Source organism: Treponema sp. OMZ 805 (assembly GCF_050937395.1).
Classification (GTDB): domain Bacteria; phylum Spirochaetota; class Spirochaetia; order Treponematales; family Treponemataceae; genus Treponema.
In genome coordinates this window covers 55,797-81,231 of the sequence record NZ_JACCLP010000014.1, presented here as the reverse complement: position 1 = coordinate 81,231, position 25,435 = coordinate 55,797, and the positions used below count along the sequence as shown (strand labels likewise).

Here is a 25,435-nt window from a genome sequence, read left to right as displayed (position 1 = left end):
CACGTTTGCATTGCAAACGTGTAGGTAAACAATGTACAAGGACGTATATTGTTTACCGTGCCTGCGGGTGTTTTTTGTGCGCTCCTAGCATCTACGCCGCCTCTTTTCAAAAGGCTTACGGTAGACTGTTGCCCTGACAAAAGTATCTGCAGTTTGGAAAGAGATTTTTTATACAGTGGTAACTCGGTTCTACAGCTCGACATAGGGATTATTATAGAAGCAAAAACGGGAAAATGCAAGGGATTTACCTTCAGCTAGACCATCTGCAACGTCTTCGTATATACCGCACTTATTCGGTTTAATAATGCAATAAAAATACATTTATTCGGTCGAAAAACGCATATGTGTACCATATATTCAGTCGAAAAACGCAGATATCTATTGAATATTCGGTCGAAAAACGCTATCTTTGACTGAGAGGCGCCGTATTTATGGAACGTACGATATTACATCAACTAATCAACTGGAAGAATAAGAAAAACCGTAAACCCCTGCTGATGACCGGTGTCCGGCAGTGCGGTAAAACGTACCTTATCCGTGAATTCGGTAAAAGGGCATTTGAAGAAACGGCATACTTTAATTTTGATGGAAATATGGGCTTACAGTCAATCTTTGATTTCGATTTTAATGTTGAAAGAATCATCGATGAGCTTGGAACCGCCGTGTACGGACATAAAATTCTCCCCGAAAAAACACTGATCATCTTCGATGAGATTCAAGATTGTCCGCGGGCAATACAGACGCTTAAATACTTTTACGAGGAAAAGCCGGAGCTGCACATTATAGCAGCGGGTTCGCTGCTGGGAGTCGCGCTGCGTAAAGAAGGGATATCGTTTCCGGTAGGTAAGGTCGACCGGCTTGAAATGTATCCGATGAGTTTTGAAGAATTTGTCATTGCAGACGGCGGGTCGAAATATATAGACGGTATCGGAAAATATGAGCTTGACTGTGAGCTGCCTGCACTTTATACGGTTCCGATGGAAAAATATCTGAAAAACTACTACATCGTCGGCGGAATGCCGGAAGCCGTGCAAACGTGGATTGACACGCATGATTACCGTCAAGTAGAAGAAATACAAGAACAAATTTTAAAAGGCTATGCGGAAGATTTCGGCAAGCATACGACCGCAGAAACGGCAACAAAAATACGGCTTATTTGGGAGGCGATTCCTTCGCAAATAGCGCGGGATAACAACAAGTTCATTTTTTCCCGCGTAAAAAAAAGCGCGCGCTCAAAAGACCTTGAAGACGCACTTGAATGGTTGGTAAACGCAGGCATTGCCTATAAACTGAATATGACGCCAACGCCGGAACTCCCCTTATCGGGAATGGCGGATAACACCTATTTTAAGGTATATATGGCCGATGTCGGATTACTCCGTAAAAAATCGAACATCCATTTTAAAACCATTCTTGAAGGAGATTCCGCTTATATACATTTCAAAGGTGCACTGACCGAAAACTACTGCCTTACTCAGCTAAAGTGTCTGGGCATAGAAAGTTATTTTTGGCGGACAAAGGCTGATGCGGAACTTGATTTCTTAACCGATTATGCAGGCGCCGTCGTCCCTATTGAAGTAAAGTCTGCGGATAATACCAAAGCAAAAAGCCTCCAGCTGTTTTGTTCCCGATACGAACCTAAGACAGCGATTAAAACGTCTCTTAAAAATGTGGGTAGTAATGTGATTGGCTCTACCCGTGTGTGGAGCCTTCCGCTGTATACCTTATTCCGTATCAAGGACTATCTAACGCATGAATCGCCGCCGGTACAGCCGCTGGAAACTCTGCAGAAATGTAATCAATATACTCCAACACGGCAGCATCGGGATATTAACCCCTCCGCACGAATAAAAAAGGGGAACCGCCGCATTCGGCAGTTCCCCGTGTACCCTTATCGGAAAAGGGTTAGATTAGTGCAAATTGATATAGAATGTTTTTCCAACAATTTGATGAGCCTTATTTGTCGCTTTTACCTGCAAGGTAATTTTTTGCGGAATATGCTCCTGCGTTGAAAAGATACAGAATTTACCGGTAGGATCGCTGCTAAGGTCTTGCTTATTAATATATAAGCCGTTTCCAAGGTACAGCGTGCACTGCATATTGCTATACTCTTCCGTTGCAGGAATGGCAGGCGTTTTAAACGAAATTTTAACCCATGTGTAATCACTTCCTGTTTTTTTAGGAATATCGACATTAAAACTTGCATCAGGAATTACAGGGGTCAACGGATTCAAAGAGGGACCTCCGTGCTCAAAAATAATATTGCCTGCATCCATCTCTGTCAATGTTTCGAGATCCACGGTGCCGTTAAACGAGTGTCCGTATGATGCTGTAGCAATTATATTCTCGTATCCGTTATACGTTGTAAGCGGTGTCGGATTATATGGCGGAGCACTTGGAATTTTGCCCCATCCGGTGAATGCTACCGCTCCTCTTGTAAGATAATTACCTGTTGCGGTAGGAGGAAGAGGAGAAGGAGTCGAATCAATCGTCATTAACGATACCGCAGCTCCCGTATAGGAATGATACTCTGAATATGTACCCTGTATAGGTTTATTGGTCGGCTGACCGTTAAGAATAAGTTCCCCTCCGTTCAGATTATAGGTAATGCGATATCTGCTGATATGCGGACCCATCGTTCCGTCAAATAAAACACAATTCGGAGGAGTTGTACCGCCACTTGTTTCTCTTGTTACCCATGTCGGAGTTGCAGGGGCTTCTCCCAGATAGTTGTGCGCGCGTATTTCCACATCATATACTTTGCCGAGTTCAAGTTTGAGCGTACATTCTTCGCTCCCATATATGAGGTTTCCGGAATGGTATATATCTGATGTTACAAACTCTTCTAAGTTAGCAGGCGGCGTTGTATATGTTGACTTAAAGCCGTAAATAACGGGGGTACCTGCTGTAAGAGGATCGCCGCTATAGGGAGTAAGCCGCAGCTCATAGTTCGTTTCGTATTTACCTTTATCCCATGTAAGTTTTGTGTAAAAATACCGACCCTCCGTATCTTCGCTGTTATTTACAAGATATGCCCGTAAATTGCTTGGAGGTTCCGGTTTTTTGTTGAGAGGATCGATTTCTCCAACATTTTCCACAAGATCATGTCCCGGATTTACAATAAGCACATCCCCCCATGAACCGATAATGGTATAATTGCCGGGTGTGCCCTTATAGAAAACCATACGATAGTCATAAACGCCGGCATTCAGCGTTACCGCAGGGCTTTTCTCATACGAGAAATCAAAGGTAACCGGAGTACCGCTATGGGTAATGCTCGATTCTGTTTTTACAGTATCAACAGTAGTGGGGGTTGACGCTCCTACCGGGGTATATTCAGTAATCAATTTTCCCGAATATGCATTGTAAATTCCCATCTCATAATAGGTACAAAGAGAATCAGGATCTTTTACCGTCCCGCTTATTTTTACTGTTCCCGGTGTTGTAAGACCTTTGGTCGACATCTTAAAAGTTGCTGTTCCGTTAGTTGTTGTCAAATCTATTGTGCAGTGTCCTACTAATACTTTTATGTTATCGGTGGCAGGGCCTTTATACGTAGTCAGAGTTAAATCCCATACGTATGCGCCAAGCGGCTTGGTAAAGGTGTAGGGACCGCTACCGGTAAGTGTAATGGTTTCGGATAAAGAATCTCCTGCATTTGATGTTCCGGTAAGAATAAACGTAAGCCCCGATGTGCCAAGAGTGTAGGGATTATGCGGATAAATACTGCGGGAAGCAGGATTTTGTGCTTGCTGAATCATTTTAGCATAATTCGGCGGTATATCCGTAACGGAAAAAGTTACAGTGCTTTCAGCGTTGCCGTCTCCCGACATCCGTCCGACTAAATTATGCGAACATCCAACAATGAACAATGTTAAAACTGCCAGTACAGCTACATATCTGTTTTTCAATCTCATACAAACCTCCTTATCAAGATTGAAAATAGGACATCTCAGCACAATGCTATTTTGCGAGATGTTCTTTCCTTATATAGGAATCTCTAAAAACCTCAGCTTTTAGAGGTTTTCCTTAGATTTACATAATCAGACTGCCTTTCAGTCTGCTGCATACAAAACTAAAACGGCGGTATCGGAATAGACCTTTCCTTTATACATTACCGTCAGTGTTACATCATATATACGGCTTTGACCGTCTGTTTTGAGCACTGCTGCATGCAATTTAGTGTCCGGAATATACACATTCAGACGTATGCCCGACTGTGTTATATGTGACGTTTGCTTGCCGACATCGGTAATACTCCATGTATAGCTTTCGCAGCCGAGGGGTGCAGTCAGTACGAGCGTATGCTCAATATCAACTTTATAGAGTTCTTGCAGCATCAGGCGGGCATTACCGGCGTCAAGAATATCTTGCGTAACGGCAGGTGTTTTTTCAAAATGTTTGTTGTAATCGTTGAGCACATCCTGAGGTGTTTTACAAGACAGAACAAAGAGAACAATACCGAGTACTGCTGCAAGAGAAATAGACCGTTGCATCATAGATCGGCTCCTTTGGTCTTAGAACCGCTTTTAAAATCGATTCTGCCGCCTATACTGATTTCCGGAAACAACTTCCAAAGTGAATCATAATTTAACGCCACAGCAAACGTAAAAAATTTTACACTGATACCGGTTGTCAATCTTCCCCCGTATGAAAAAAACGGTTTGGAAGCGGTAACTTTCGGGCGGGCAAGTGCACTTAACCGTGCCATAAGCGCAATTTCTTCAAACAAAACGGCATAGCCGCGGCGGTCTAACACTACTTCTATTCCGACAGGAATATATAACTCCCCCATCCATAAAAACGGAGACGCAATCCTTTTACCGTTAAAATCTTCATACTGAACGGGGAAAGGCCGTTTAGGAAGCGCCATCTGAGCACGTAGCCCTACGCCGACATACACCGGTGCGGTAAAGTGCGTATTTCGATATGCAACATCAGCCCCAAAAAGGAACCGAAAATTTGTCTTTTCCGGTTGTAAAAAGCCCATAAATGTAGAAATAGTAAGGAAATGACTTTTCTCATTTTTAAGCGAAGGTTTAAACGGTTTGTTCGTTTCCGGCTCTTCTTCTGCTGCAGGCTGTGACTTCTGTGCAGGCTTTTCTTGAACCGCTTGACCGTCTTGGTTTTGCGGTACTTCCGGCGCCTTAGGATCACCGGAAGCGGCGCTATGCGACTCACTTCCCTGTGTTTTATCCCCCGATTTTTGTTGTTCTTCAAGTTTCAGTTTGTATACCGCACCGCTTGCACAGCCTACAAATGCCGCGTTTTCGGTATGGCAAAAATCGAAGGCGGTGATATCGGATGTTTCCGTTTCAGGCAGCCGCATAAGTCCGACAGACTTTTGCAACCGAATACTATAGATAACGATTTCATTTTTATCATTTAAAACAGCAACGGTATCGGACTCGGATAACGGGAGAAGGGCTCGGATTGTTTTACCGGTATTGATGCTCGTAACCTTTTGTCCCTGTAAGTCGGAAATTCTTAAAGATGTGCTATCTTCCGGACTGATAACGGATAAACTGTCAGCCGTAAAATAAACCGGTATCTCCGATTTTGTATATATATTATCGATACGCGCTGCTTGCTTGTAATTGGAACAATTCCATATATAGGCTGTTCCGTCTTTATCAATAGAAGCAAGGTATTTTTCATCATTGCTGAATTCGAGTCCGTATATTTCCGATTGATGCCCTTCTACCGTCCTCGTAATCATATCTTGTATAAAACGTAATTTAAAATGAATTTGAATTGAAAAGTCCGTAAACGCAGCTGCACTGTAATTCGTATTTTTGCTGAAAGCATTGCAGCTGATCGTTTTTCCATCCCCGTAGTCGGTTAGCATATATTCTTCGGTTTTGCCGTATACTTTCTTATCGCCGGAGGATGGGCGGTACAGCATAAATTTTCCTGCATGGGTCATGGCGATTAAAAGCTCACCGTTTTGTTCTTGGTAAAAAAGATTCCGGTTAATATCTGCATCGTGCATGCTGGATATCAGCGTATAGCCGGATGTGTTATATGTTGAAATCGAAGCGGCATCAGATACAGCTAAACTAGTGTCATCGGTATTTACAGAAAGTGAAGTAACAGGCTGCTGCAGCGTAACGATCTGCGCCGGTAATGCCGTGTAGCAGAAAAAAAGACAGCAGAAAAATACAAAGTGGAAACGTAAAGCGGCGCATTTCATAGACAACATCGGCAATGAAAACGTGCCGCGCGGAATAACAAAAACTTTATATAATATAATTTACGCTGTGAGCTGTGAGCTGTGAGCTGTGAGCTGTGAGCTGTGAGCTGTGAGCTGTGAGCTGTGAGCTGTGAGCTGTGAGCTGTGAGCTGTGAGCTGTGAGCTGTGAGCTGTGAGCTGTGAGCTGTGAGCTGTGAGCTGTGAAATTTTGCTGTTGGTTATAGGCGTGTCAAGCCCCTTTTGCAAATATGCAGCATATCTGCGTTGTCGCATCGCCAAAACTATACATCCTTGTATAGTTTTGACTGTGAGTTTCGCATACAGACGAAACTCACTACTGGTTAATACAAGCGGCGTCCATGCCGCTACTGCAAACAGTCCTCGACGTATCAGAACCGCCACGGACGGCGGTGGTTCTATGCAGTAGCACGTTTGCATTGCAAACGTGTAGGTAAACAATGTACAAGGACGTATATTGTTTACCGTGCCTGCGGGTGTTTTTTGTGCGCTCCTAGCATCTATACCGTCTATTTGCAAAAGGCTTACGGAGAGTATATTTTGTGCTTTGGTGAGAGGCGGTTTTGACTGTGGATATGCGGTGTGTCGGCTCGGCATATTTATAATTATAGGGCTAAAAATGAGATAATGCAAGAGAAAAAATAATGGGTAATGCCCCTGATATCCCCTACTTGGTTTTAAACTTTGAATTTGGAAACTTCTTCCGCCAACATCTCAATACTTTTCTTATTTTTCTGGCTGATTTCATCCACTTCATGAACGGCATTATTGATTTGTTCGGTACCGGAAGCCATCTCGTTCATACTATTTGTGATAATATGCGTTAAGTTGTCGAGTTTGTGCATTTCTCGCGTAACGCTTTCTCCGCCTTTGAGCATTTCTTCGGAACCGGCCTGTACTTCCATTGTAACCATATTGATATTTTTGATAGCAGTCAGCACTTCTTTGCTGCCCTTTTCCTGTTCGCGCATTGCTTCGGTAAGCCGATTACTCATGTCCTTTACCTGATCCGCCAAATTGAAAATAGCATTAAACTTGCCCTCAACCGTTTTAGAAGAATCCGAAAGCGTTTCAATTTCACCGCTTAACATTTTAAGCGTTGCCGTTATCGTTTTTCCCTGAACGGAAGATTCTTCAGCAAGTTTTCTGATTTCATCGGCAACGACGGCAAAGCCTTTCCCCGCCTCTCCTGCATGGGCTGCCTCAATAGCCGCATTCATTGCAAGTAAATTTGTTTGTGAGGCAATATGTTGAATAACGCTGGACGCTTCCATTAACGAACCTGATTCTTCGGCAAGTTTTTGCGTTACGCCGTTCGATGTTACAATGGTTTCTTTACCGGCGTTCGTAGCTGTTACAAGGTCTTTGATGGAATCGGAAGTTTTATTTAATATCTGTGTGATAGAAGCAATATTTGCGACCATCTGTTCTATCGAAGCGGTAGATTGAGCAACGCTTCCTGCTTGCGCTTCAATACTACCATTGAGCTGTTTGATTGTTTTAACGATTTCTTCAACGGTTGTAGCGGTTTCGGTAACACTTACACTTTGTGTTAACGATTGCTGTTTAACGCCGACGATATTTGCATTGATTTCATGAATTGCACTTGCCGTTTGGGTTACGTTACCGGCAAGCTCGCTACCGACCTGTCTCATACTATCCGTATTCGCTTTTACCGTACTGATGGAAGTTCTTATCTTTTCTATCGTCCGGTTAAAATACGACGACATAGCGCTAAATTCTTTCGAGGTATGGACAGACAAACTGACGGTTAAATCACCTTCACCTTCCGCTATATTTTCCAGAGCCTTATTTATCTGTCTAAACATAGAAGCAACATACGAAAGCGAAATAAAAACAGCGATTGCACATATCAAAAAGACAACCGTACCGAACAAAAATGCTTTAAGCCGCATGGTATATATATCAGCGAAAATACTTTGTTCCGATACGGCGATACAGAATATCCAACCTGTCAGAGAATCATAGTGCGGAATAGAAAGATAATACTCCTTGCCTACGTTAATTCTGAGGAGCTTATCGGTATCGTTTTGCATATCGCCAAGAAAGGCCTTATACCTTTTATCGGTGATACTATCGACTGTGTCATTAAACGAATAGTCGGGATGTACGACAAAATGCCCCGTTTGATCAACAATGAATACGGTACTTTTTCCGCCGCTATCATGCTCCATCAGCAGCGATTGCAGTTTATCAATCTTAATATTCGTCGCAAGAACACCGACCGTAACACCTTTTCGAACAAGCGGCGTACTCATCGTGATCATCGGAATATTCCGCACACTGTCCATATAAACATCAGTAAATGAGGTTTTGTTATTTCGTATCGCAACCGTATACCATGGCCGTTTTTTGGGAATAAAATCCGCGGGCGGCTGCCAGTCGGATGAGTCGATATATACACCGTTTTCAAGCCCTGCGTATATATCGAATAAAATTTCATGAAAATTTTTGTCGATATTAGAGGCTACGTCATACATCGCCTGAGGATCGTCGAGATGCCGCTCAACTTCACGGGCGGTTGTTTCCAATATCCTTGCCCGCTCCGTTACGAACGTATTAAGAAGCGATAAGTAGTAATTTTTCTCCGCAATAAGCGTTTCCTGTGCATTTACGGTGATTATCCGTTTTGCTTGGACAAACCATACCAACGACAGCAAAAACACAATGATTGCAAAGGGAATGGTCAACATAATTAATAATTGTGCTCTTATGGAAAGAGACGAATAACTGTTTTTCATATTAGATATTATTATCTCTATAGGGGAGATAATTGTCAAGAGCAATATTTCCGCGGCACTTATCCTGAACCTATTTGCCTATAAACTAAAAAACAAACATAATTAATCATAAAAAAATTTAGACTCTCCAAAATATTTTTAGTTTTTCCTTGCGTTTTATCCAATTCTATGGGATACTAAAGTATAGTGCAAATATCTTTGTGTTGCGTATCCATGGCAACCGTAGCGGAACTATTTCAAGCGGTTGCCTTCCTTAAACTGCGCGAAATTTAAAAAAAAGAAGATTTCGCGCAGTTTATTCTGGAAGAAGGGTAAACGCATTAGATAGCTAATATCAAAATTCGCAGAATAACTGAGGCAGTGAGACCATTTGAACCATCTTCAACTGTTGTACATCCGTGTACCTCTCAACCGATGTACGTCCATGTACATCGGTTGAGGACAAGTTTTGGAACAAAACTTGTTTCTGACTTATCCCCCGCCCATCCTTGGGCGAATTGACAGCGAGTTTTGTGCGTGCACAAAACATCGCTGTACTGACAGGAAGTCAGTGGTTCCAAACAGTATCGAGTTTTTCATCAGGAAAACTCGAAGCTAAAAAATGTACAAGGATGTACATTTTTTAGCGATGCTATCCTTGGCAGTTCTGGTTGGACGAACTCACTTATTCTGCGGGGATGAAAAAACATAAATCTGATGCGTTTACCCGAACATAAAAAGTGGAGGGATCATTCTATGTTATTAGTTGGAAACGGTATGCTTATCACCCGCGATCCGAACAAGCCTTTTATCGAAAACGGCTGTGTTTGCATTGAGGGAAGTTCAATCAAAGAAGTCGGCGCCGATGCCGAATTGCGGGCAAAGTACCCCGCAGCGGAATATATCGATGCAAAAAAGCGGTGCATCATACCTGCCTTTATTAACACGCATCATCACATCTATAGCGCTTTTGCCCGCGGCGTTGCGTTAAAAAATTACAATCCGAAGAATTTCTTGGATATTTTGGAAGGGCTGTGGTGGCATCTTGATAATAACCTTCTTTTAGAGGATACGAAATACAGCGCGTATACAACGCTGATTGACTGTATTAAAAACGGCGTAACGACGGTTTTTGACCATCACGCAAGCTACGGCGAAACCACGGGGAGCCTTTTTACCCTCGCGGATGTCGCCGAAGAACTCGGTTTACGGGTGAACCTTTGTTATGAAGTTTCAGACCGGAACGGCGAGGCTGAGATGAAAAAAGCGGTTGCCGAAAATGCCGACTTTATCCGCGCCTGTCAAAAAAAGAAAAATCCCAAGCAAGCAGCGATGATGGGACTCCATGCCGCATTCACGCTGTCCGATAAAACACTCGAATACTGCGCTTCTCAGCTTCCGGCGGGAGCAGGGTACCACATCCATGTTGCGGAAGGTATGTCCGATGTATTCGATTCGGTACAAAAACACGGAAAGCGGATTGTGCAGCGCCTCTACGATTTTGATATCCTCGGTAAACATACCTTTGCCGTACACTGTATCCACATCAATCCCTTGGAAATGGATTTACTGAAAGAAACCGATACGATGGTTATACATAACCCCGAATCGAATATGGGTAATGCAGTCGGCTGTCCGCCGGTGTTGGAAATCTTTAAACGCGGCATTTTGATCGGACTCGGTACGGACGGATATACGAGCGATATGCTCGAATCGTACAAGGTTGCAAATATTCTGCACAAGCACAACACCTGCGATGCCACCGCCGCATGGACGGAAATCCCCGAAATGCTGTTTACCAATAATGTAAAGATTGCCGCGCGGTACTTTGATGGCGAACTCGGCGTCTTGAAAGCGGGAGCGAATGCGGACGTAATCGTTACCGACTATAACCCGCTGACACCTCTCCATGCCGGTAACGCGAACGGCCACATTCTGTTCGGTATGAACGGCCGCAGCGTGGTAACCACTATCGCGGCAGGCAAGGTGCTGATGAAGGATCGCGTTGTTACCGTCGCCGACGAAGAAGCCGTCTTTGCCAAAGCGCGGGAAGTCAGCGCTGCCCTGTGGAAGAGGTTGTAAACCTATGATAATTTTTAATTATGAATTATCAATTCATAATTAAAAATGCCGGTATTCACAAGAGTATGCATCTGCCGGATACCTGGGCATATCTAAAAACTCGGTTAGATTTTTAGATATGCCCGGCGAGTTTTAATTTAAGTCCTTATAGTACAGTAACTTAAATTAAAACATCGCAAATAAGCTTAAGGAAAACCTCTAAAAACTGAAGTTTTTAGAGGTAAACGGAGCAGTTATACGGACTGCAATTGTATCGAATTTATGATGATACAAGGGAGAAAATAGGGTATGAGTGATAGAATGAACCCGATACCATTCAAGAATTTGATGGAATGGATTAAAACGGAGTATCAAACCGAGGGGACGATTTTCGGTGTTAAAAAACTGTACCGCGCCGATTCCAAACGCTATCTGGAGCTATTCGGGCAGCGGTTTGAAAATCCGCTCGGGCCGGCTGCGGGGCCACACACACAGTTGGCGCAAAATATCGTTGCTGCGTATGCTGCGGGCTGCCGGTTCTTCGAGCTAAAGACTGTGCAAAAGTTAGACGGAGAAGACCTGCCGGTTGCGAAGCCGTGTATCAATGCGGCGGACGAATGTTACAATGTCGAATGGTCAACCGAGCTGCGCGTACCGCAGGCTTTTGACGAATACGTAAAGGCCTGGTTTGCGCTTAAAGTGATTTCGCAGGAATACGGTCTCGGCAGCCCCGACGGTTTTATCTTTAACATGAGCGTCGGCTACGATCTTGAAGGGATTAAGACCCCGAAAGTTGACGCCTTTATCGAAGGAATGCGAAACGCCTCGAATACGCCGGTGTGGAAGGAATGTACCGACTACCTTTTAAGCCATACCGATTTGTTCCCATCCGTGTCGGAAGCATTTCTCCGCAGCTTGCCGACGCAGGTGTGTACCTCGATTACGCTTTCCACCTTGCACGGCTGTCCGCCTGCCGAAATCGAACGCATCGCGATGTACCTCATCACGGAAAAACATCTCCATACCTATATCAAGTGTAACCCCACGCTGCTCGGCTACGAGTTTGCCCGCGACCGTATGAACAAGATGGGCTATGAGTACGTTCAGTTTGACGATCATCACTTTAAAGATGACTTACAGTTCAGCGATGCGGTACCCATGCTTGAGCGTTTGCTGCAGGAGTCTGATAAGCGCGGACTGATGTTCGGGGTTAAGATTACCAATACCTTCCCCGTAGACATTGCCCGCGGGGAGCTGCCCGGACAGGAAATGTATATGTCGGGGCGGTCGCTGTTCCCGCTGTCCATCGCCGTTGCGCTGAAGCTCTCGGAAGTCTTTAACGGAAAACTCCGTATTTCCTATTCGGGCGGTGCGGATTATTTTAATATTGCCGATATTTATGAAACGGGGATTTGCCCCATTACGATTGCAACAACGATTTTGAAACCGGGCGGATATGCGCGTTGTCAGCAGCTGGTCGGCGAGTTGACAGCAAAGCCGTTTAACAAGGATTTCTCCATCGATGTTGAAAAACTGCGCCGCCTTTCAAATGCCGTCGTTGAAAACCCACGCAATCGCAAATCGGTTAAGCCCGAAGCGTTCCTCAAGATTCCTGCAAAGGTGCCGCTTGCCGACTGCTTTGCCGCTCCCTGTATTTCCGGCTGTCCTATCAATCAGGATATCCCTGCCTATATCAGACTGACCGGCGAGCAAAAATACGAAGAAGCGCTCCGTGTTATCACTGATAAAAACCCTCTGCCGTTCATCACCGGTACGATCTGTAATCACCGCTGTATGACCGGCTGTACGCGCAATTTCTATGAAGATCATGTGCATATCCGTGCCGTTAAACTCGAAGCGGCGCGCCATGCCATCGAAACTTTGAAACAAAACATAAAGGCGCAAAAACCGGCGCAGAAAAACGGAGCAAAGGTTGCCGTTATCGGAGCCGGTCCTGCCGGTCTTGCAGCCGCCTATTTCTTAACCCGCGACGGAGCGGACGTTACCGTGTTTGAAAAGAAAGCGCGCGCCGGCGGTATCGTTCAGTACGTCATCCCTGAGTTCAGAATCCCTGCCGCGTCGATCGGGCAGGATGTTGAACTGGCCTCCTCCTTCGGCGCTTCCTTCATATATAACAGCGAACAGCGTTCCGTTGAAGGGCTGAAAAAACAGGGTTTTACCCATGTTGTGTTTGCTATCGGCGCGTGGAAGCAGAGTGCGCTACTGTTAGAAAAAGGCGCGGCGGCAAATGTTATCGAATTCCTTGAGCAGGCGAAGCAAGCGCCCGAAACGCTCAAGCTGGGGAAAAACGTCGTGATCCTCGGTGCGGGAAACACCGCGATGGATGCAGCCCGCGTTGCAAAGCGCACGAAGGGTGTTGAACATTCCTTTATCGTATACCGCAGAACCAAGCAGTTTATGCCTGCCGATGCGGAAGAATTGGAACTCGCCTTGGAAGACGGGGTTGAATTTAAAGAACTGCTTGCGCCTGTTTCATATGAAAACGGAATTTTGCGCTGCGAAAAGATGAAGCTCGGTGAACGGGGCGCAGACGGTCGGCAAAAACCGGTACCGTCGGGCGAGTTTGTAGACATCCCCGCCGACACCGTAATCGCATCTATCGGTGAAAAAATCGACACCGATCTCTTTGCGGAATCCGGCATTGCGCTGGACGGAAAAGGAAGAGCGCAATACAATCCCGCTACGTTTGAAACGAATGTGAAAAATGTATATGTCATCGGGGATTGCGCCGCAGGGCCTGCCACGGTTGTACAAGCTATTGCCAATGCAACCAAAGCGGCAAAGGCGATTATCGACTCGGTAAAGGCGCAGGCGTGGACGGCTCAGTTTACATCGCTGAACTACAACCCCGTTACCGCATCGGCGTATTCAAAGCGGGCAATTTTAATGCCGATGAACCTTGCCGCCTCCGACGGCGTTGCAAAAGAAAGTGTCCGCTGTTTGGAATGCTCGACTGTTTGCGAATCTTGCGTCGATGTGTGCCCGAACCGTGCGAACCTTGCGCTCACGGTACCCGGTATGCGTATGAAGCAGATTATTCACGTGGACGGTATGTGTAACGAGTGCGGCAACTGCGCGACATTCTGCCCCTACGAGAGCGCCCCGTACAAAGATAAATTCACGCTGTTCCACTCGGAAAAAGATTTCCTTGACAGCACAAATGAAGGCTTCCTCTATCTTGATGATGCGCACAGCCGATGCAGAGTGCGGCTCTCCGGAGAAGTCCGCGACATCACGCTTGCAACGGAAACCGCTCTTCCCAAAGAACTCTTGCAGATTATCAATGCGGTAAAGACGCAGTACGCGTATTTACTGTAGAGTATTTTAAAAAACTGATTGGTTTTTAGAAATACCTCATCAGCACAGCTGATAACGAGGTGAAAAAAATTAAAAGGCAACCGTATCGAAAGATGCGGTTGCCTTTGTTTACGGTTCCGTTATATTCCCCTGTGCATCAAGGTAATATACAGGGATCGCAACAACCTGCTCGCGATCGTTCCGCCATTTTGATTGCAATCCTTTCTGAAGGGGGCTATAATAAAAGGCCTTGCTACTTGCCTCACAGTGAGATGTCCAAAAATCTTTGCTGGTAAATTGAGCTATTTTTTCAGCCTCATCTCGTGAGGGGAGCCAACCACCCCGCTCAATACAGTATATAACTGCAGAATTTTTTGCAGTATGCAGTTTAGAATCGTTCGATTCAAATTCGCGTTTTAAGAAAATGCTGTTTTCTTTTCCGTCTCCCATATTTGAGCCTATGTTCTTTGTGCTTATATGACGTGAGCTGTTCAAATCCCACGGCATCGGCTCGGAAGGGGTTCCCATTGCAAGAAATCGCCACGATCCTCTACCTGTATTTTCCCACACGATCGTTTTGTTGCCCACTCTATCACCTACGGAAAGAGATCTTTCAGGAACCGGTTCTGACGGTACGATCATTCCGTCAAACAAAAAACAGCCGTGCAACGTAAACAACATGACAAGAGCTGTCACTACCGGTGTTGCATAACGGAATACTAATAAACTCTTTAGCTTCAGTTTTTTCATACATAGATCTCCTTTTAGTTGTTTCCTGATTGAAAAAAGTGTACCACGAGGGTAAGAACAAGGTCAAGAATAAGCATTGCCTTTACCACCGTATTCTACTATACTAGCGGTATGCAAACGCACTATTTTACCGTTACCGGTATGAGCTGTGCCGCCTGCTCCGCAAATGTGGAAAAAGCTGTCGGCCGTCTTGTCGGCGTAGAGACGGCGCAGGTAAATCTTCTAACAAAGCGGATGGCTGTCAAGTATAATCCCGATACCGTTAATCCGCATACCATTATACAAACCATAGAAAAAATCGGCTACGGAGCCTTCCCGCTTGCCGAAGACAATACGGCGCGTCCGTCTGCTCCACAGGCTGATTCGGAAATCGCCGATGCCGAAAAAAAACAATTTGTCTTTTCGCTTTTCTTTCTGATTCCGTTGATGTATGTGTCGATGGGGCGGATGCTCAGGTTGCCGCTTCCGTCTTTTTTTGCAGGAACTGAAAATGCCCTCATCTTTGTCTTTACACAATTTCTGCTCACGCTGCCGGTTCTGGTATTAAATCGCCGCTTTTTTACCAACGGGCTTACAAGTCTATTCCACCGTGCACCTAATATGAACAGCCTTATCGCTGTCGGTTCCGGCGCTGCGGTTATCTACGGAGTTTTTGCGCTATACCGGATCGGATACGGCTTAGGGCATGGGCAATTAGATGTTGTGCAGCTCTATATGAAGGATCTCTATTTTGAATCCTCGGCGATGATTTTAACGCTGATTTCTTTGGGAAAATTTTTAGAGGCACGGGCAAAAAAGAAAACTTCAGAAGCGCTGGAAAAATTGATTCAGCTTCGACCCCGAACAGCGCAAGTATTACGGAATGGGATCGAAATTGAAATTCCGGTAGAAAATATTGCGGTTGGCGACGCAATCGTTATCCGCCCGGGACAAACGCTGCCCGTTGACGGCACTATAATAGACGGAAGTACATCGCTTGACGAATCGGCTGTTACCGGGGAAAGTATGCCGGTTGAAAAAACGGTTGGGGATTCGGTGATTAGCGCCTCGCATAATATATCGGGCAGCTTTATCTTCCGTGCCGATAAAGTAGGAAATGATACAACTTTGGCGAGGATTATTGCGCTCGTCGAAGAAGCCGCCTCGTCAAAGGCGCCGGTTGCAAAGCTTGCTGATGTGATCAGCGGTTACTTTGTACCGATTGTTATGCTGATTTCACTTACAGCCTTTATCGGCTGGCTTATCGCAGGCGCTTCTTTTGAGTTCGCTCTTTCGACCGCTATTTCCGTGCTGGTTATTTCCTGTCCCTGTGCACTCGGACTTGCAACGCCGACTGCGATTATGGCGGGTACCGGTAAGGGCGCGCAGCTCGGTATTCTCATCCGTTCAGCGGAAGGGCTGGAGCTTGCTCATCGCGTTACTGCTGTTCTGCTCGATAAGACGGGAACCATTACGGAAGGAAAGCCGACATTGCAGCACATTGAAGTGTTTTCCGACCAGTACACCGACAATGATATTTTGTGGATTGCCTATAGTCTTGAACATTTATCCGAACATCCGCTTGCTCATGCAATTATCAAAGCTGCAGAAGAAAAAAAACTGTCGCCGTTTAAAGTGAGCGGTTTTGTGGCAGTGCATGGAAAAGGAATTTACGGCACTGCTATAGTCGATGAACTTAACGGAATCTCATCGATCAGAAATGTAAGAATCGGCGCCGGAAATATGAAGCTCTGCAGCGAATTAGGCATTCCGGTATCGGAAGCGATTCAGGCGAGGCTTACGGAAGCTGCCGAAAAAGGCGCTTCTCCGTTGCTGGTTACAATAGGGAATGAATGTGTCGGACTCATCGCCGTCGCCGATCCGGTGAAGCAAGGCAGTATTCGAGCCATTCACGATTTCCACGAAATGGGCATCCATACCGTTATGCTCACAGGGGATAATCAACGGACGGCAGAGGCTATTCAAAAGATTGTCGGTATCGGAGATGTCGTAGCGGAACTGTTGCCGCAGGACAAAAAAGCAAAAGTCGAATATTATCGCTCGAAAGGGTTTTCACCGGCTTTTATCGGCGACGGTATTAACGACGCGCCTGCACTGACTGCTGCGGATGTCGGTATCGCAATCGGCGGCGGCACGGATATCGCTATCGAAAGCGCGGATATCGTTCTGATGAATAACAGCCTCGAAACGGCGGTTACTGCAATTCAGCTCAGCAAGGCTGTTATGCGTACCATTAAGCAAAACCTGTTCTGGGCGCTCTTTTACAATTCGCTGTGTATTCCGCTTGCGGCAGGTCTCTTTTATACTCTGTTCGGACTCAAGCTGAGTCCCATGTTCGCCGCCGCCGCAATGAGCTTCAGTTCGGTGACGGTAGTTACCAATGCATTACGGTTGAACAGATTCCGTCCGAAATACATTGCGCAGGATGTCGGCAATATGCAATACTGCTGTGTTGCTTCTGTCGGTGAAAAGCTTGATGATGCAAAGCCTACTGTGTGCAGTGTACGAACCGATAGCTTCATCTGCTCTGTAGCCGAACCGGAAGCTAAAACGGAATCTGAATTGCCGATGAAACAGGAAAATATAACTCATAAGGAGAATACCAATATGAAAAATATTACGTTAACCATTGAAGGGATGTCGTGCGGGCATTGCTCTGCTCGGGTTGAAAAAGCATTGAACGCTATCGAAGGGGTATCGGCAAAAGTCGATTTGGAAACAAAGACTGCCTCTGTTACCTATCCCGATACCGTAACAATCGATGCGCTCAAAGCTGCCGTAACCGATGCAGGCTATTCGGTAACCGGCTCACATTAAAAAAGTATAGCCGAATTATTGATAAGTACGGTGTATATCATTCCTCATCGCTTCGCTATGCATAGATTCCGACCGTTGCTGTGCGCTTTTGTCTATTTCTTCTTGATTGTTTCATTTTTGTCGGCAGCGCCGGTGAAAATTACCTTCTCTGCCGATAAAATGCAGGGATCCGGCGAAAAAGGGAAAAACGCAACCTCGCTGACCGGTAATGCAAAAGTCAGCGTAGATTCCCTCAATATTTACGGTGAGCGTATTGAGCTCTACGGTAAAGATTACCGGTATATCAAAGCGAGCGGGAGTGTAACGGGCGAAGATGCCGAAAAAGGCTTTACGTTTTCAGCCGCATCACTCTCTTATGATCGGGAAACGGAAGTTGCTGAGTTTATGGGGCAAGCAAAGGTCGAGGATACCAAAAATAAGGTTGAAACAGCCGCCGAACGTATCGAATATAATCAAAAAACCGAAATTATCCTTTTACAAATGGCTGTAAAATTAAAGAGTAAGGATATTGCCTGTGATTCGCTTTTTGCCGTTTATAACAGGAACACCTCTATGCTTGAATTAACAGGAAAGCCTACGGTTAAAAAGGGCAAAGATGAATTTAAGGCTGCTCGGATTTCAGTCAATCTTGATACTGAGGATATTAAGCTTGAGGGCAAGGTGAGCGGTTCGGTTACCGAAGAAAAAGAAGAAAAAAAAGAAACAAAAAAAACGGAAACTCCTCCAGAGGGAGATATTGCTGCAAAGGAAGAAACAAAAACGCCATGAGTGACTTTCAGTATTCTGTGAATTCCGGCATTTCTAAAAGTATCTTGCGCGCGGAAGGTTTGAACAAATCATTTCGTAAAAAACGAGCTGTTCGTGATGTTAGTTTTTCTATGGCGCAGGGAGAAGTTGTCGGATTGCTCGGTCCGAATGGCGCGGGAAAAACGACGAGTTTTTATATGATTGTCGGTTTTTATACGCCGAATTCCGGCGGTATTTACCTTGATGACCGGTGCATTACCGATCTTCCGATGTATAAGCGCGCCCGTATCGGTATATCGTATTTGCCGCAGGAAGCTTCGGTATTCCGTAAACTTTCCGTCGAGCAAAATATCGATGCTATTTTGGAAACACGAAAAGATTTAAGCCGTGCGGAACGGAAGCAAAAACTTGATTCGTTATTAGAAGAATTCGGAATCACTGCCAATCGGAAACAACCTGCCTACACCTTGTCGGGAGGAGAGCGGCGACGTACCGAAATTGCACGGGCGCTAGCTATCGAGCCGAAGTTTTTATTGCTCGACGAACCCTTTGCCGGTATTGATCCGATTGCCGTACACGACATTAAGCTGATTATCAGACTGCTTGCCCGTCAAAATATCGGAGTGCTTATTACCGATCACAATGTCCGCGATACCTTGGAAATTACCGATCGCGCTTATATTATCAATAAGGGCGAAATTGTCGAACAAGGATCGCGTGATATCATTTTGGAATCCGAGATTGCACGAAAGGTCTATCTCGGTGAAGAATTTAGGATGTAGGGAGATACTATGAAATATATTTGGATTATAGCCGGTTTCCTTTTTTTAGGACTCGGTGTACTTGGTGTGGCTTTGCCTATTTTGCCGACGACCCCCTTTGTAATTGTGTCGGTCTTTTGTTTTGCAAAAGGTTCAGAGCGTCTGCATCAATGGCTGCTTTCTACTAAGCTCTATCGAAATCATGTTCAAAGATTTAATGAAACCCGCTCGATGACGCTCAAAAGCAAAATAGTTATTTTAAGCTTCGCTTCTTCAATGCTGATTGCAGGGTTTTATTTTTCAAATAATATCTATGCTCGTATTATCATCATATTGCTGATATGCATAAAATATTATGTATTTATTTTTAAAATAAAAACCGCTTCCGACCCGACGAAAAAAAAGGCACCGGAAGGAGTAGCGGCTATTAGTTCTGAGCAGTAGAAGAATCGGATGTATTCTCCTCATTTTGTGAGATTTTGTCTTCTTTATTGCCATTATCGGAATTATCGAACGCTTGGCCCCTTACGGAAGAGAGTTGCATGGAGAGCTTTTTCCCCATACCGTCTACCGCCAAGGTAAGGTCACAGTATTCGTGACTGAGTGTTCCCGTCAAGAATGCCTGAGGTTTTGACATCGCAACCTTATAAATTCCGGTAAGACCGTCAATAATGTATGCGCCGTCTGCATTTTGTATTATTTCCTCATGAGGAATAATAAATTGAAAAAATGAAGAGAACGGCATTTTTCCCAGTTTGAACTTATCGGATCGTATTTCAATGTCCCCTGACGGAAGGGCGGTTACAATCAGCATTACTCGGTTTTCAGCTGTTTCTTTGTCTATGGTGCTATAGATTGTTTTTTCTGCACCGTTGGAAAGAGCCTTAACATTGACTATTTGGCGATATAACACAGTGCTTTCACCACCGAATAGAAGAGTAGCGGCACTCAGATAAAAAAAAGTTAATAAAATTTTCATGTGTTGTATCATAATAATGACACAAAAAATGTCAAGGTATGGTTACAGTGGTTTATACGGAAAGCTTTCCCCAAAACGAGCGATTTATTCTTTATACACCAACTTAATAGGGCAATGGTCGGAACCGAGTACATCCGCTTTAATTGATGATTCGCAGATGTTCGGTAAAAAGGCGTTGTCTACACAGTGATAGTCTATTCTCCATCCGATATTTTTCTCGCGGGCGTGGAAACGATAGCTCCACCACGTATATTGGTGAGGTTCCGCGCAAAAATGTCGGAAGGTATCGGTATATCCCGCCTGCGTAAAGGTATCCATCCATGCCCGCTCTTCGGGCAGATAACCGGGGTTTTGCTCGTTTGCCTTTGGGTTGGCAAGATCTATAGGGGTATGAGCGATATTGTAGTCTCCGCACAGTACAATATGCCGCCCTTCCTTTTTCAGTGCATTACAAAACTCAAGCATTGCGGCGCAGAAGTCGAGCTTATAGCCGAGCCGCGCTCCTCCTTCTTGAGAATTGGGAAAATAGGCGGAAATAACCGATACCGTTTCGAAATCGGCTACAAGCACTCGTCCTTCATCGTCAAAAGCAGAAATGTTCATCGTACGGATATTGAGCGGTTCTTTTTTGCAGAATACGGCAGTTCCCGAATAGCCCGGTTTTTTGGCTGCCTGCCAGTATGTTTTATAAACTCCCTCTTTCCAAACAGGGTTGATCAGTTCCGAAGTCAGCTGCTCTTTACGAGCTTTTGTTTCCTGTAAACACAGTATGTCAGGATTTTCGGTATAAAGCCATTCCAAAAAACCTTTTTTTTGTGCGGCGCGAATGCCATTTACGTTCCATGAAATAATTGAAGTCATAATCGGTATATGCCATAAAATCGTAAAATATGCAATGCGGTACGTCAATTCGACATAAAGAGAATGGATTAAACTGCCGATATAAGCGTAAGAGGGCATCGTAGATATGCAATGCCGTTAAGGAAGAGGAATATGTCAGCAAAGAAAATAGTCTCAATAGTAGTCGCCGCCGTTTTATTCGGAGTATGGTGTTTTGCCGCCGAAACGGACACTGAAAGCAAATCTTTTGATGCGGATGTTGCAATCCGATTTTACGATCGTCGCGTATATTATCCCGGAAACGATGGAACGGAACCTATTTTTGTAAAGGTTTCCATTACCAATAAAGGGAGCAAACCGTTGCGGTTTAAACTGGCAAATGATCGTATGTTTAGCATTGATTTTTCGGTATTAAATACCAAAAACAAAAGCCTTGCCCATACTGAGCCGTGGATTCGGAAACGGAATACCAATCAGCAGATTTATTTCCGAGAAATTACGATAGAGACCGGGGAAACGTATGCCTTTGTTGAGAATGTAAAAGATTATATTACGATTGAAAGTCCGGGCGCATATATGCTCTCTGCCGATTTTTATCCCGAATTAAAACGTTTAAGCGATACCTCCGAAGCTCATGTATCTTCCAATAGGCTCGGACTTGAAATAAAGCCTTCTCCTTCGGCTGCTGCCCTTGGAGCAGTTCCGATCGCCTCTGTTTCACGGGAAGTGCTTCAGCCTCAGCCGATCTCCCCCGACAAGGTTATCAGCTATATGCTGACTGCCCGCCAAAAATCGCAGTGGGATCAATTCTTCCTATATCTTGATATTGAACGCATGATTGCCCGCGATCCGATACGGAGCCGCAGATATAAAGCGGAAGCAGAAGCTGGACGTATCAGTATGATCGACACTTATAAGCACGATCTTATGCAGTCGCGTACCGATAAAGACATCGCAATGATTCCGGTAGAGTTTACTGTTGAGCGGACAACTTACAGCACGACTGAAGCGGAGGTTACGGTTATCGAATGGTTCGATTACACCAGCTTTCGCGAAAAGAAGCGCTTTACCTATAACCTTGCCTCCCGCGATGACATTTGGACGGTGTACGATTACAGCGTAGACAACCTTGGAACCGAGTAAGCAGAATAATATAGGCTGGTAATTTTGCGAATGTGTTATCTCTGTTGATAGGGCATTCGTGCCGTGGCGGTGCAGAAGTGTTAAAAAACGACCTAATGTATTCGCCCTGCTTCCGGCAGTATTTGTTTCCATGCGGCTAAAAGCTCTGCAAAGCTGAACCGTGCATTTGCAGGGCTTGTAGACGGGAGCTTAATAGCCGAAATTCCAATGTGTTTGATACATACTTCGTACGCTTTCGTACCGTTTGCAAAGACTGCTTGGATCGGTGCTTCTTGGAAAATACTGCTTAAATCCGCCGGTATGATGGACTGTATACTTGCATCGGCAGATCCGGTAATTGTACAGGCGGTAACGGCATCGTACAGCGCAATATGATGCTGCAACAGCATCTCTCTTTTTTCTTCTATCGAATGTGGTGGTTCCGCCACGCCCAGTAAAGCGGCAAGAAGCGGCCAAAATCTGTTCCGCGGATGACCATAGTAGAATTCCTGCGCACGGGATGCGGCGGAGGGAAAAGAACCTAAAATAAGAATACGCGATTCGGAGCTATACACCGGCGGAAAGGGATGGACAATTCTTTCAGACATCATTTTAGAAACAGATATAGGTTACTCTAAATACGACAAGCTGTATCCGGCTTGTTCTGTGCTGTTGTATGGCTATAGACCTGATGCAGGGCTATGCGCCCCGCTTTTTAGCGCTCCTCAGTGTAGTTGATCGACGTAAGAAGCGTATTTAATCTAATCATCGGGTCTTCATAGCCTCTAAACGTGAACGTAACATGATAGCCTTTCTTAGACACAGCTGTTATATCCCGTCCGATGCAGGGATAGATCGTATTCGATGCTTCGTAGGGGAAGTATTCCGGTTTTAAAATCGAAACACGGTAATCGTTTCCATCATACTGTACCTGTGCGAGATTGGCAGGGAAGGGTACAAGGAAGATTAAAAAATCATCACTCTTGCTGCCGCCGATACTCAGGCGAGTTCCCTGTTTCATCACGTGAATATTCCGTTTTCCAATTAGTGTGGTTTGGTTATAGACGAATAGCTCCGTCATGCCCGACTGCGAAGGCTTTGTACTAACGCGACCGCTATAATAGCCGTGATTCAACCCCGGTCGGCGGTTGAGATGGCTCTCTGCGCTGTTTAACAGAGCAAAACGTCCTTCGGCGGCACGGGATCGTTCTTGTGCAAGGTGATCAAATTGAGCTGCCGTTTCACTCTGGGCTGCCGAGGCGGCGGCAGCTGTTTGGGAACCGAAGGTATTCAGGGTGTCGCGCGGATCGGCTTTGTTTCCCAGCTGTTCGGGATAATATTTTGTTTGGGAAGCTGTAAGCGCTTCTTGCCGGTTTCTATTAAAATCGGTTTGCCGAGCAGTGTTGCTTTGCTGTCTTGAATCGGACTGTTGTCCGACCATCCGCGCGGCGTATTTAACCGGTTCGGAAGCCCTGCGGCGAAGCATAAAGATAATTAACAGCAGAATAAGGGTAAATACCAGCGCAGCGATCAATATCCATAGAAGATTGCCCTGCAGCAGTGATTGAACGAATGTCGGTTTAACGGTGAGCATTACGGCTGCCGCTTGGGAAAATGTTTTATCTTGCTGTGTAAGGTCAAGCCGTACATCGGTACGGTGTTGGCCTTCTTTACGTAAGCTGTTGGGTAGCGTAATCCGTATGGTAAGTTCGCTTTTTCCTTCAGGGGGAATACGAACAATGATATTTTCCAGTTGTTGCTTTTGGCTTTCACTGTCGGCTGTCAAAGAAACGCTTTGCAATTGTATTTCAACGGACTCTGCCACTTCATTGATAATAGTGAGCGGCAGTGCGGCAGTATTACCGGAAGTTTCTATACGTTCGGGAAAGATAATGTGCGGAAGAGGAAACGTCGTATCGTTGAATTCTACTCCGCCTTCGTCCGGCAAGTTGCTCGGCTCAATACCGAGGTTTTCCGTAAAGGCTTGAGAAACATCGGTGTACTCTTTCAGCCCTTGTCCGGAAGAATCGGCGCCTGTGCTGCTGTCCTGTCCACCGTTTGCCGATACGTCAGCATTTTCAGCCGTTTTCCCTGCCGTACTTGAACTATCCGGTGTACCCGCTCGGTTTTGAGCGATGGTATCACCGGTATTGGAACCCGCTGGTGCAAAATCGGTTATCCCTTGCCCTGTGCTTGAACCGGCAGGCTGTCCTGCGGTTCCTGTTGACGCTCTATTTTGTGCATTCGTGCCGGTATCGGATGCGTATCCTTTCTGCCCGCTCGAAGCATTACCTGTACTGCTCGACGCCGTACCCGAAGAAGCTACTGCACTATCGACGCCTGATTGATCAAGCGAACCTGCCGCATCCAGCTTACCTGCATAAAAGGCTCCGTCCAAGTCCTTAATAACCGCATCGGAAGGGAAGGGGAGTTTTACATAGTATACCTTCCAGCCTTTTGCACGGATGGAAGCGGAAACTTTTGCTAATTCAGTCTTTACCTGTTCACCGGTATAATTCCGGTACGGGCTTGATGCGGGCGGATTAAAAATACCGTCCGAAATAACAATAAGGATCTTTTCCTGCTGAGATGGTAGTTGCGTCATATATTGACCGGCAAAATTGATACCGGATAAAAAATCGGCGCTTTGACCAAGCTGATATAGAAGCATAAAACGGGAAACTACACGGGATAAATCCGCTTCGGTATTGATTTTCTGTGACATTTCATACTGGGGAACCGCATTAAATGAGATAAGATGAAAGGAGTCCCCTATGCGTACAAATTTTGAAATGATGGATTGTAGTACACGCTTATTGATAACCTCGTAATAGGGTAACACGGTACCGGAAGTATCCATAAGGACGATTACATCAGCAGTCTCTTGTCGAGTTGTCTGAGCACTCAATGTAAATGCAATTAAACAGAAGATCGCTGCAACGGCAAAAATCCTTATTTTTTTCATTATTACTCCCCTTTACAGTTATCTAAAAAGAACGCCTCCAAACACGGGCATTTCCAATTTTTGCAGAGGCTCTTTTTATATTAAACCTGTTCGAAAACGCAGTTATCGAACAGGTTTATTATC

The 25,435-nt window shown here is 45.2% G+C and carries 17 protein-coding genes; 8 read left to right on the top strand and 9 right to left on the bottom strand.

Features of this window, described 5'->3' with window-relative positions; translation table 11 throughout:
• The first annotated feature begins 431 nt into the window (after positions 1–431).
• Positions 432–2,012, top strand: a complete 1,581-nt coding sequence (locus tag HGH47_RS10600) for an ATP-binding protein (protein WP_230974286.1) — start codon at positions 432–434, stop codon at positions 2,010–2,012.
• On the opposite strand, the gene HGH47_RS10595 is transcribed toward HGH47_RS10600, so the two are convergent.
• The 4 genes from HGH47_RS10595 to HGH47_RS10580 form a co-directional block, all read right to left on the bottom strand.
• On the bottom strand, positions 1,911–3,917 hold the full coding sequence (locus HGH47_RS10595) for a hypothetical protein (protein ID WP_212564634.1): 2,007 nt from the start codon (positions 3,915–3,917) through the stop codon (positions 1,911–1,913). The genes HGH47_RS10600 and HGH47_RS10595 overlap by 102 nt on opposite strands.
• 138 nt (positions 3,918–4,055) lie before the next feature.
• Complete coding sequence (locus HGH47_RS10590; RefSeq protein ID WP_212564635.1) at positions 4,056–4,499, bottom strand: hypothetical protein; 444 nt, start codon at positions 4,497–4,499, stop codon at positions 4,056–4,058.
• Complete coding sequence (locus HGH47_RS10585; protein WP_212564636.1) at positions 4,496–6,193, bottom strand: WD40 repeat domain-containing protein; 1,698 nt, start codon at positions 6,191–6,193, stop codon at positions 4,496–4,498. The genes HGH47_RS10590 and HGH47_RS10585 overlap by 4 nt, the downstream gene beginning before the upstream one ends.
• Before the next feature lie 695 nt (positions 6,194–6,888).
• A complete protein-coding gene (locus HGH47_RS10580) occupies positions 6,889–8,973 on the bottom strand; it encodes a methyl-accepting chemotaxis protein (protein WP_212564637.1) in 2,085 nt (694 codons plus the stop codon).
• Positions 8,974–9,708: 735 nt separating this feature from the next.
• Here HGH47_RS10580 and ssnA point away from each other — a divergent pair.
• Together ssnA and ygfK are read left to right on the top strand one after the other, a co-directional pair.
• Positions 9,709–11,034 carry a putative aminohydrolase SsnA gene (ssnA, locus tag HGH47_RS10575; RefSeq protein ID WP_212564638.1) on the top strand — a complete coding sequence of 442 codons (1,326 nt, stop codon included), beginning with the start codon at positions 9,709–9,711 and terminating at the stop codon, positions 11,032–11,034.
• Between the two features lie 288 nt (positions 11,035–11,322).
• On the top strand, positions 11,323–14,352 hold the full coding sequence (gene ygfK, locus HGH47_RS10570) for a putative selenate reductase subunit YgfK (protein WP_212564639.1): 3,030 nt from the start codon (positions 11,323–11,325) through the stop codon (positions 14,350–14,352).
• Between the two features lie 108 nt (positions 14,353–14,460).
• On the opposite strand, the gene HGH47_RS10565 is transcribed toward ygfK, so the two are convergent.
• Positions 14,461–15,012 (bottom strand): hypothetical protein, encoded by a 552-nt coding sequence (locus HGH47_RS10565; RefSeq protein WP_212566557.1) that lies wholly within the window; start codon positions 15,010–15,012, stop codon positions 14,461–14,463.
• Between the two features lie 180 nt (positions 15,013–15,192).
• Here HGH47_RS10565 and HGH47_RS10560 point away from each other — a divergent pair, with 180 nt between their 5' ends.
• The 4 genes from HGH47_RS10560 to HGH47_RS10545 are packed head-to-tail and all read left to right on the top strand — an operon-like array spanning position 15,193 to position 19,850.
• The gene (locus HGH47_RS10560; protein ID WP_432912269.1) at positions 15,193–17,898 is read left to right on the top strand and encodes a heavy metal translocating P-type ATPase; all 2,706 of its coding nucleotides are present in this window, start codon (positions 15,193–15,195) and stop codon (positions 17,896–17,898) included.
• A gap of 57 nt (positions 17,899–17,955) precedes the next feature.
• Positions 17,956–18,666 carry an LptA/OstA family protein gene (locus HGH47_RS10555; RefSeq protein WP_212564641.1) on the top strand — a complete coding sequence of 237 codons (711 nt, stop codon included), beginning with the start codon at positions 17,956–17,958 and terminating at the stop codon, positions 18,664–18,666.
• Entirely contained in the window at positions 18,663–19,427 is a 765-nt protein-coding gene (lptB, locus tag HGH47_RS10550) for an LPS export ABC transporter ATP-binding protein (protein WP_212564642.1), read from the top strand. The genes HGH47_RS10555 and lptB overlap by 4 nt, the downstream gene beginning before the upstream one ends.
• A 9-nt stretch (positions 19,428–19,436) precedes the next feature.
• Positions 19,437–19,850, top strand: a complete 414-nt coding sequence (locus HGH47_RS10545; RefSeq protein ID WP_253675273.1) for a YbaN family protein — start codon at positions 19,437–19,439, stop codon at positions 19,848–19,850.
• On the opposite strand, the gene HGH47_RS10540 is transcribed toward HGH47_RS10545, so the two are convergent.
• Entirely contained in the window at positions 19,834–20,385 is a 552-nt protein-coding gene (locus HGH47_RS10540; RefSeq protein WP_212564643.1) for a hypothetical protein, read from the bottom strand. The genes HGH47_RS10545 and HGH47_RS10540 overlap by 17 nt on opposite strands.
• Positions 20,386–20,469: 84 nt before the next feature.
• Positions 20,470–21,246, bottom strand: coding sequence for an exodeoxyribonuclease III (locus tag HGH47_RS10535; protein ID WP_212566558.1), 777 nt, complete (start codon positions 21,244–21,246; stop codon positions 20,470–20,472).
• A gap of 132 nt (positions 21,247–21,378) precedes the next feature.
• Between HGH47_RS10535 and HGH47_RS10530 the strand changes: the two genes are divergently transcribed.
• Positions 21,379–22,368, top strand: a complete 990-nt coding sequence (locus HGH47_RS10530; protein ID WP_212564644.1) for a hypothetical protein — start codon at positions 21,379–21,381, stop codon at positions 22,366–22,368.
• Between the two features lie 92 nt (positions 22,369–22,460).
• On the opposite strand, the gene HGH47_RS10525 is transcribed toward HGH47_RS10530, so the two are convergent.
• Both HGH47_RS10525 and HGH47_RS10520 read right to left on the bottom strand, forming a co-directional pair.
• Positions 22,461–22,958: a DNA-deoxyinosine glycosylase gene (locus tag HGH47_RS10525; RefSeq protein ID WP_230974289.1), complete on the bottom strand. Its 498-nt coding sequence runs from the start codon at positions 22,956–22,958 to the stop codon at positions 22,461–22,463.
• 104 nt (positions 22,959–23,062) lie between these two features.
• A complete protein-coding gene (locus HGH47_RS10520; RefSeq protein ID WP_212564645.1) occupies positions 23,063–25,312 on the bottom strand; it encodes a vWA domain-containing protein in 2,250 nt (749 codons plus the stop codon).
• Positions 25,313–25,435 lie beyond the last annotated feature (123 nt).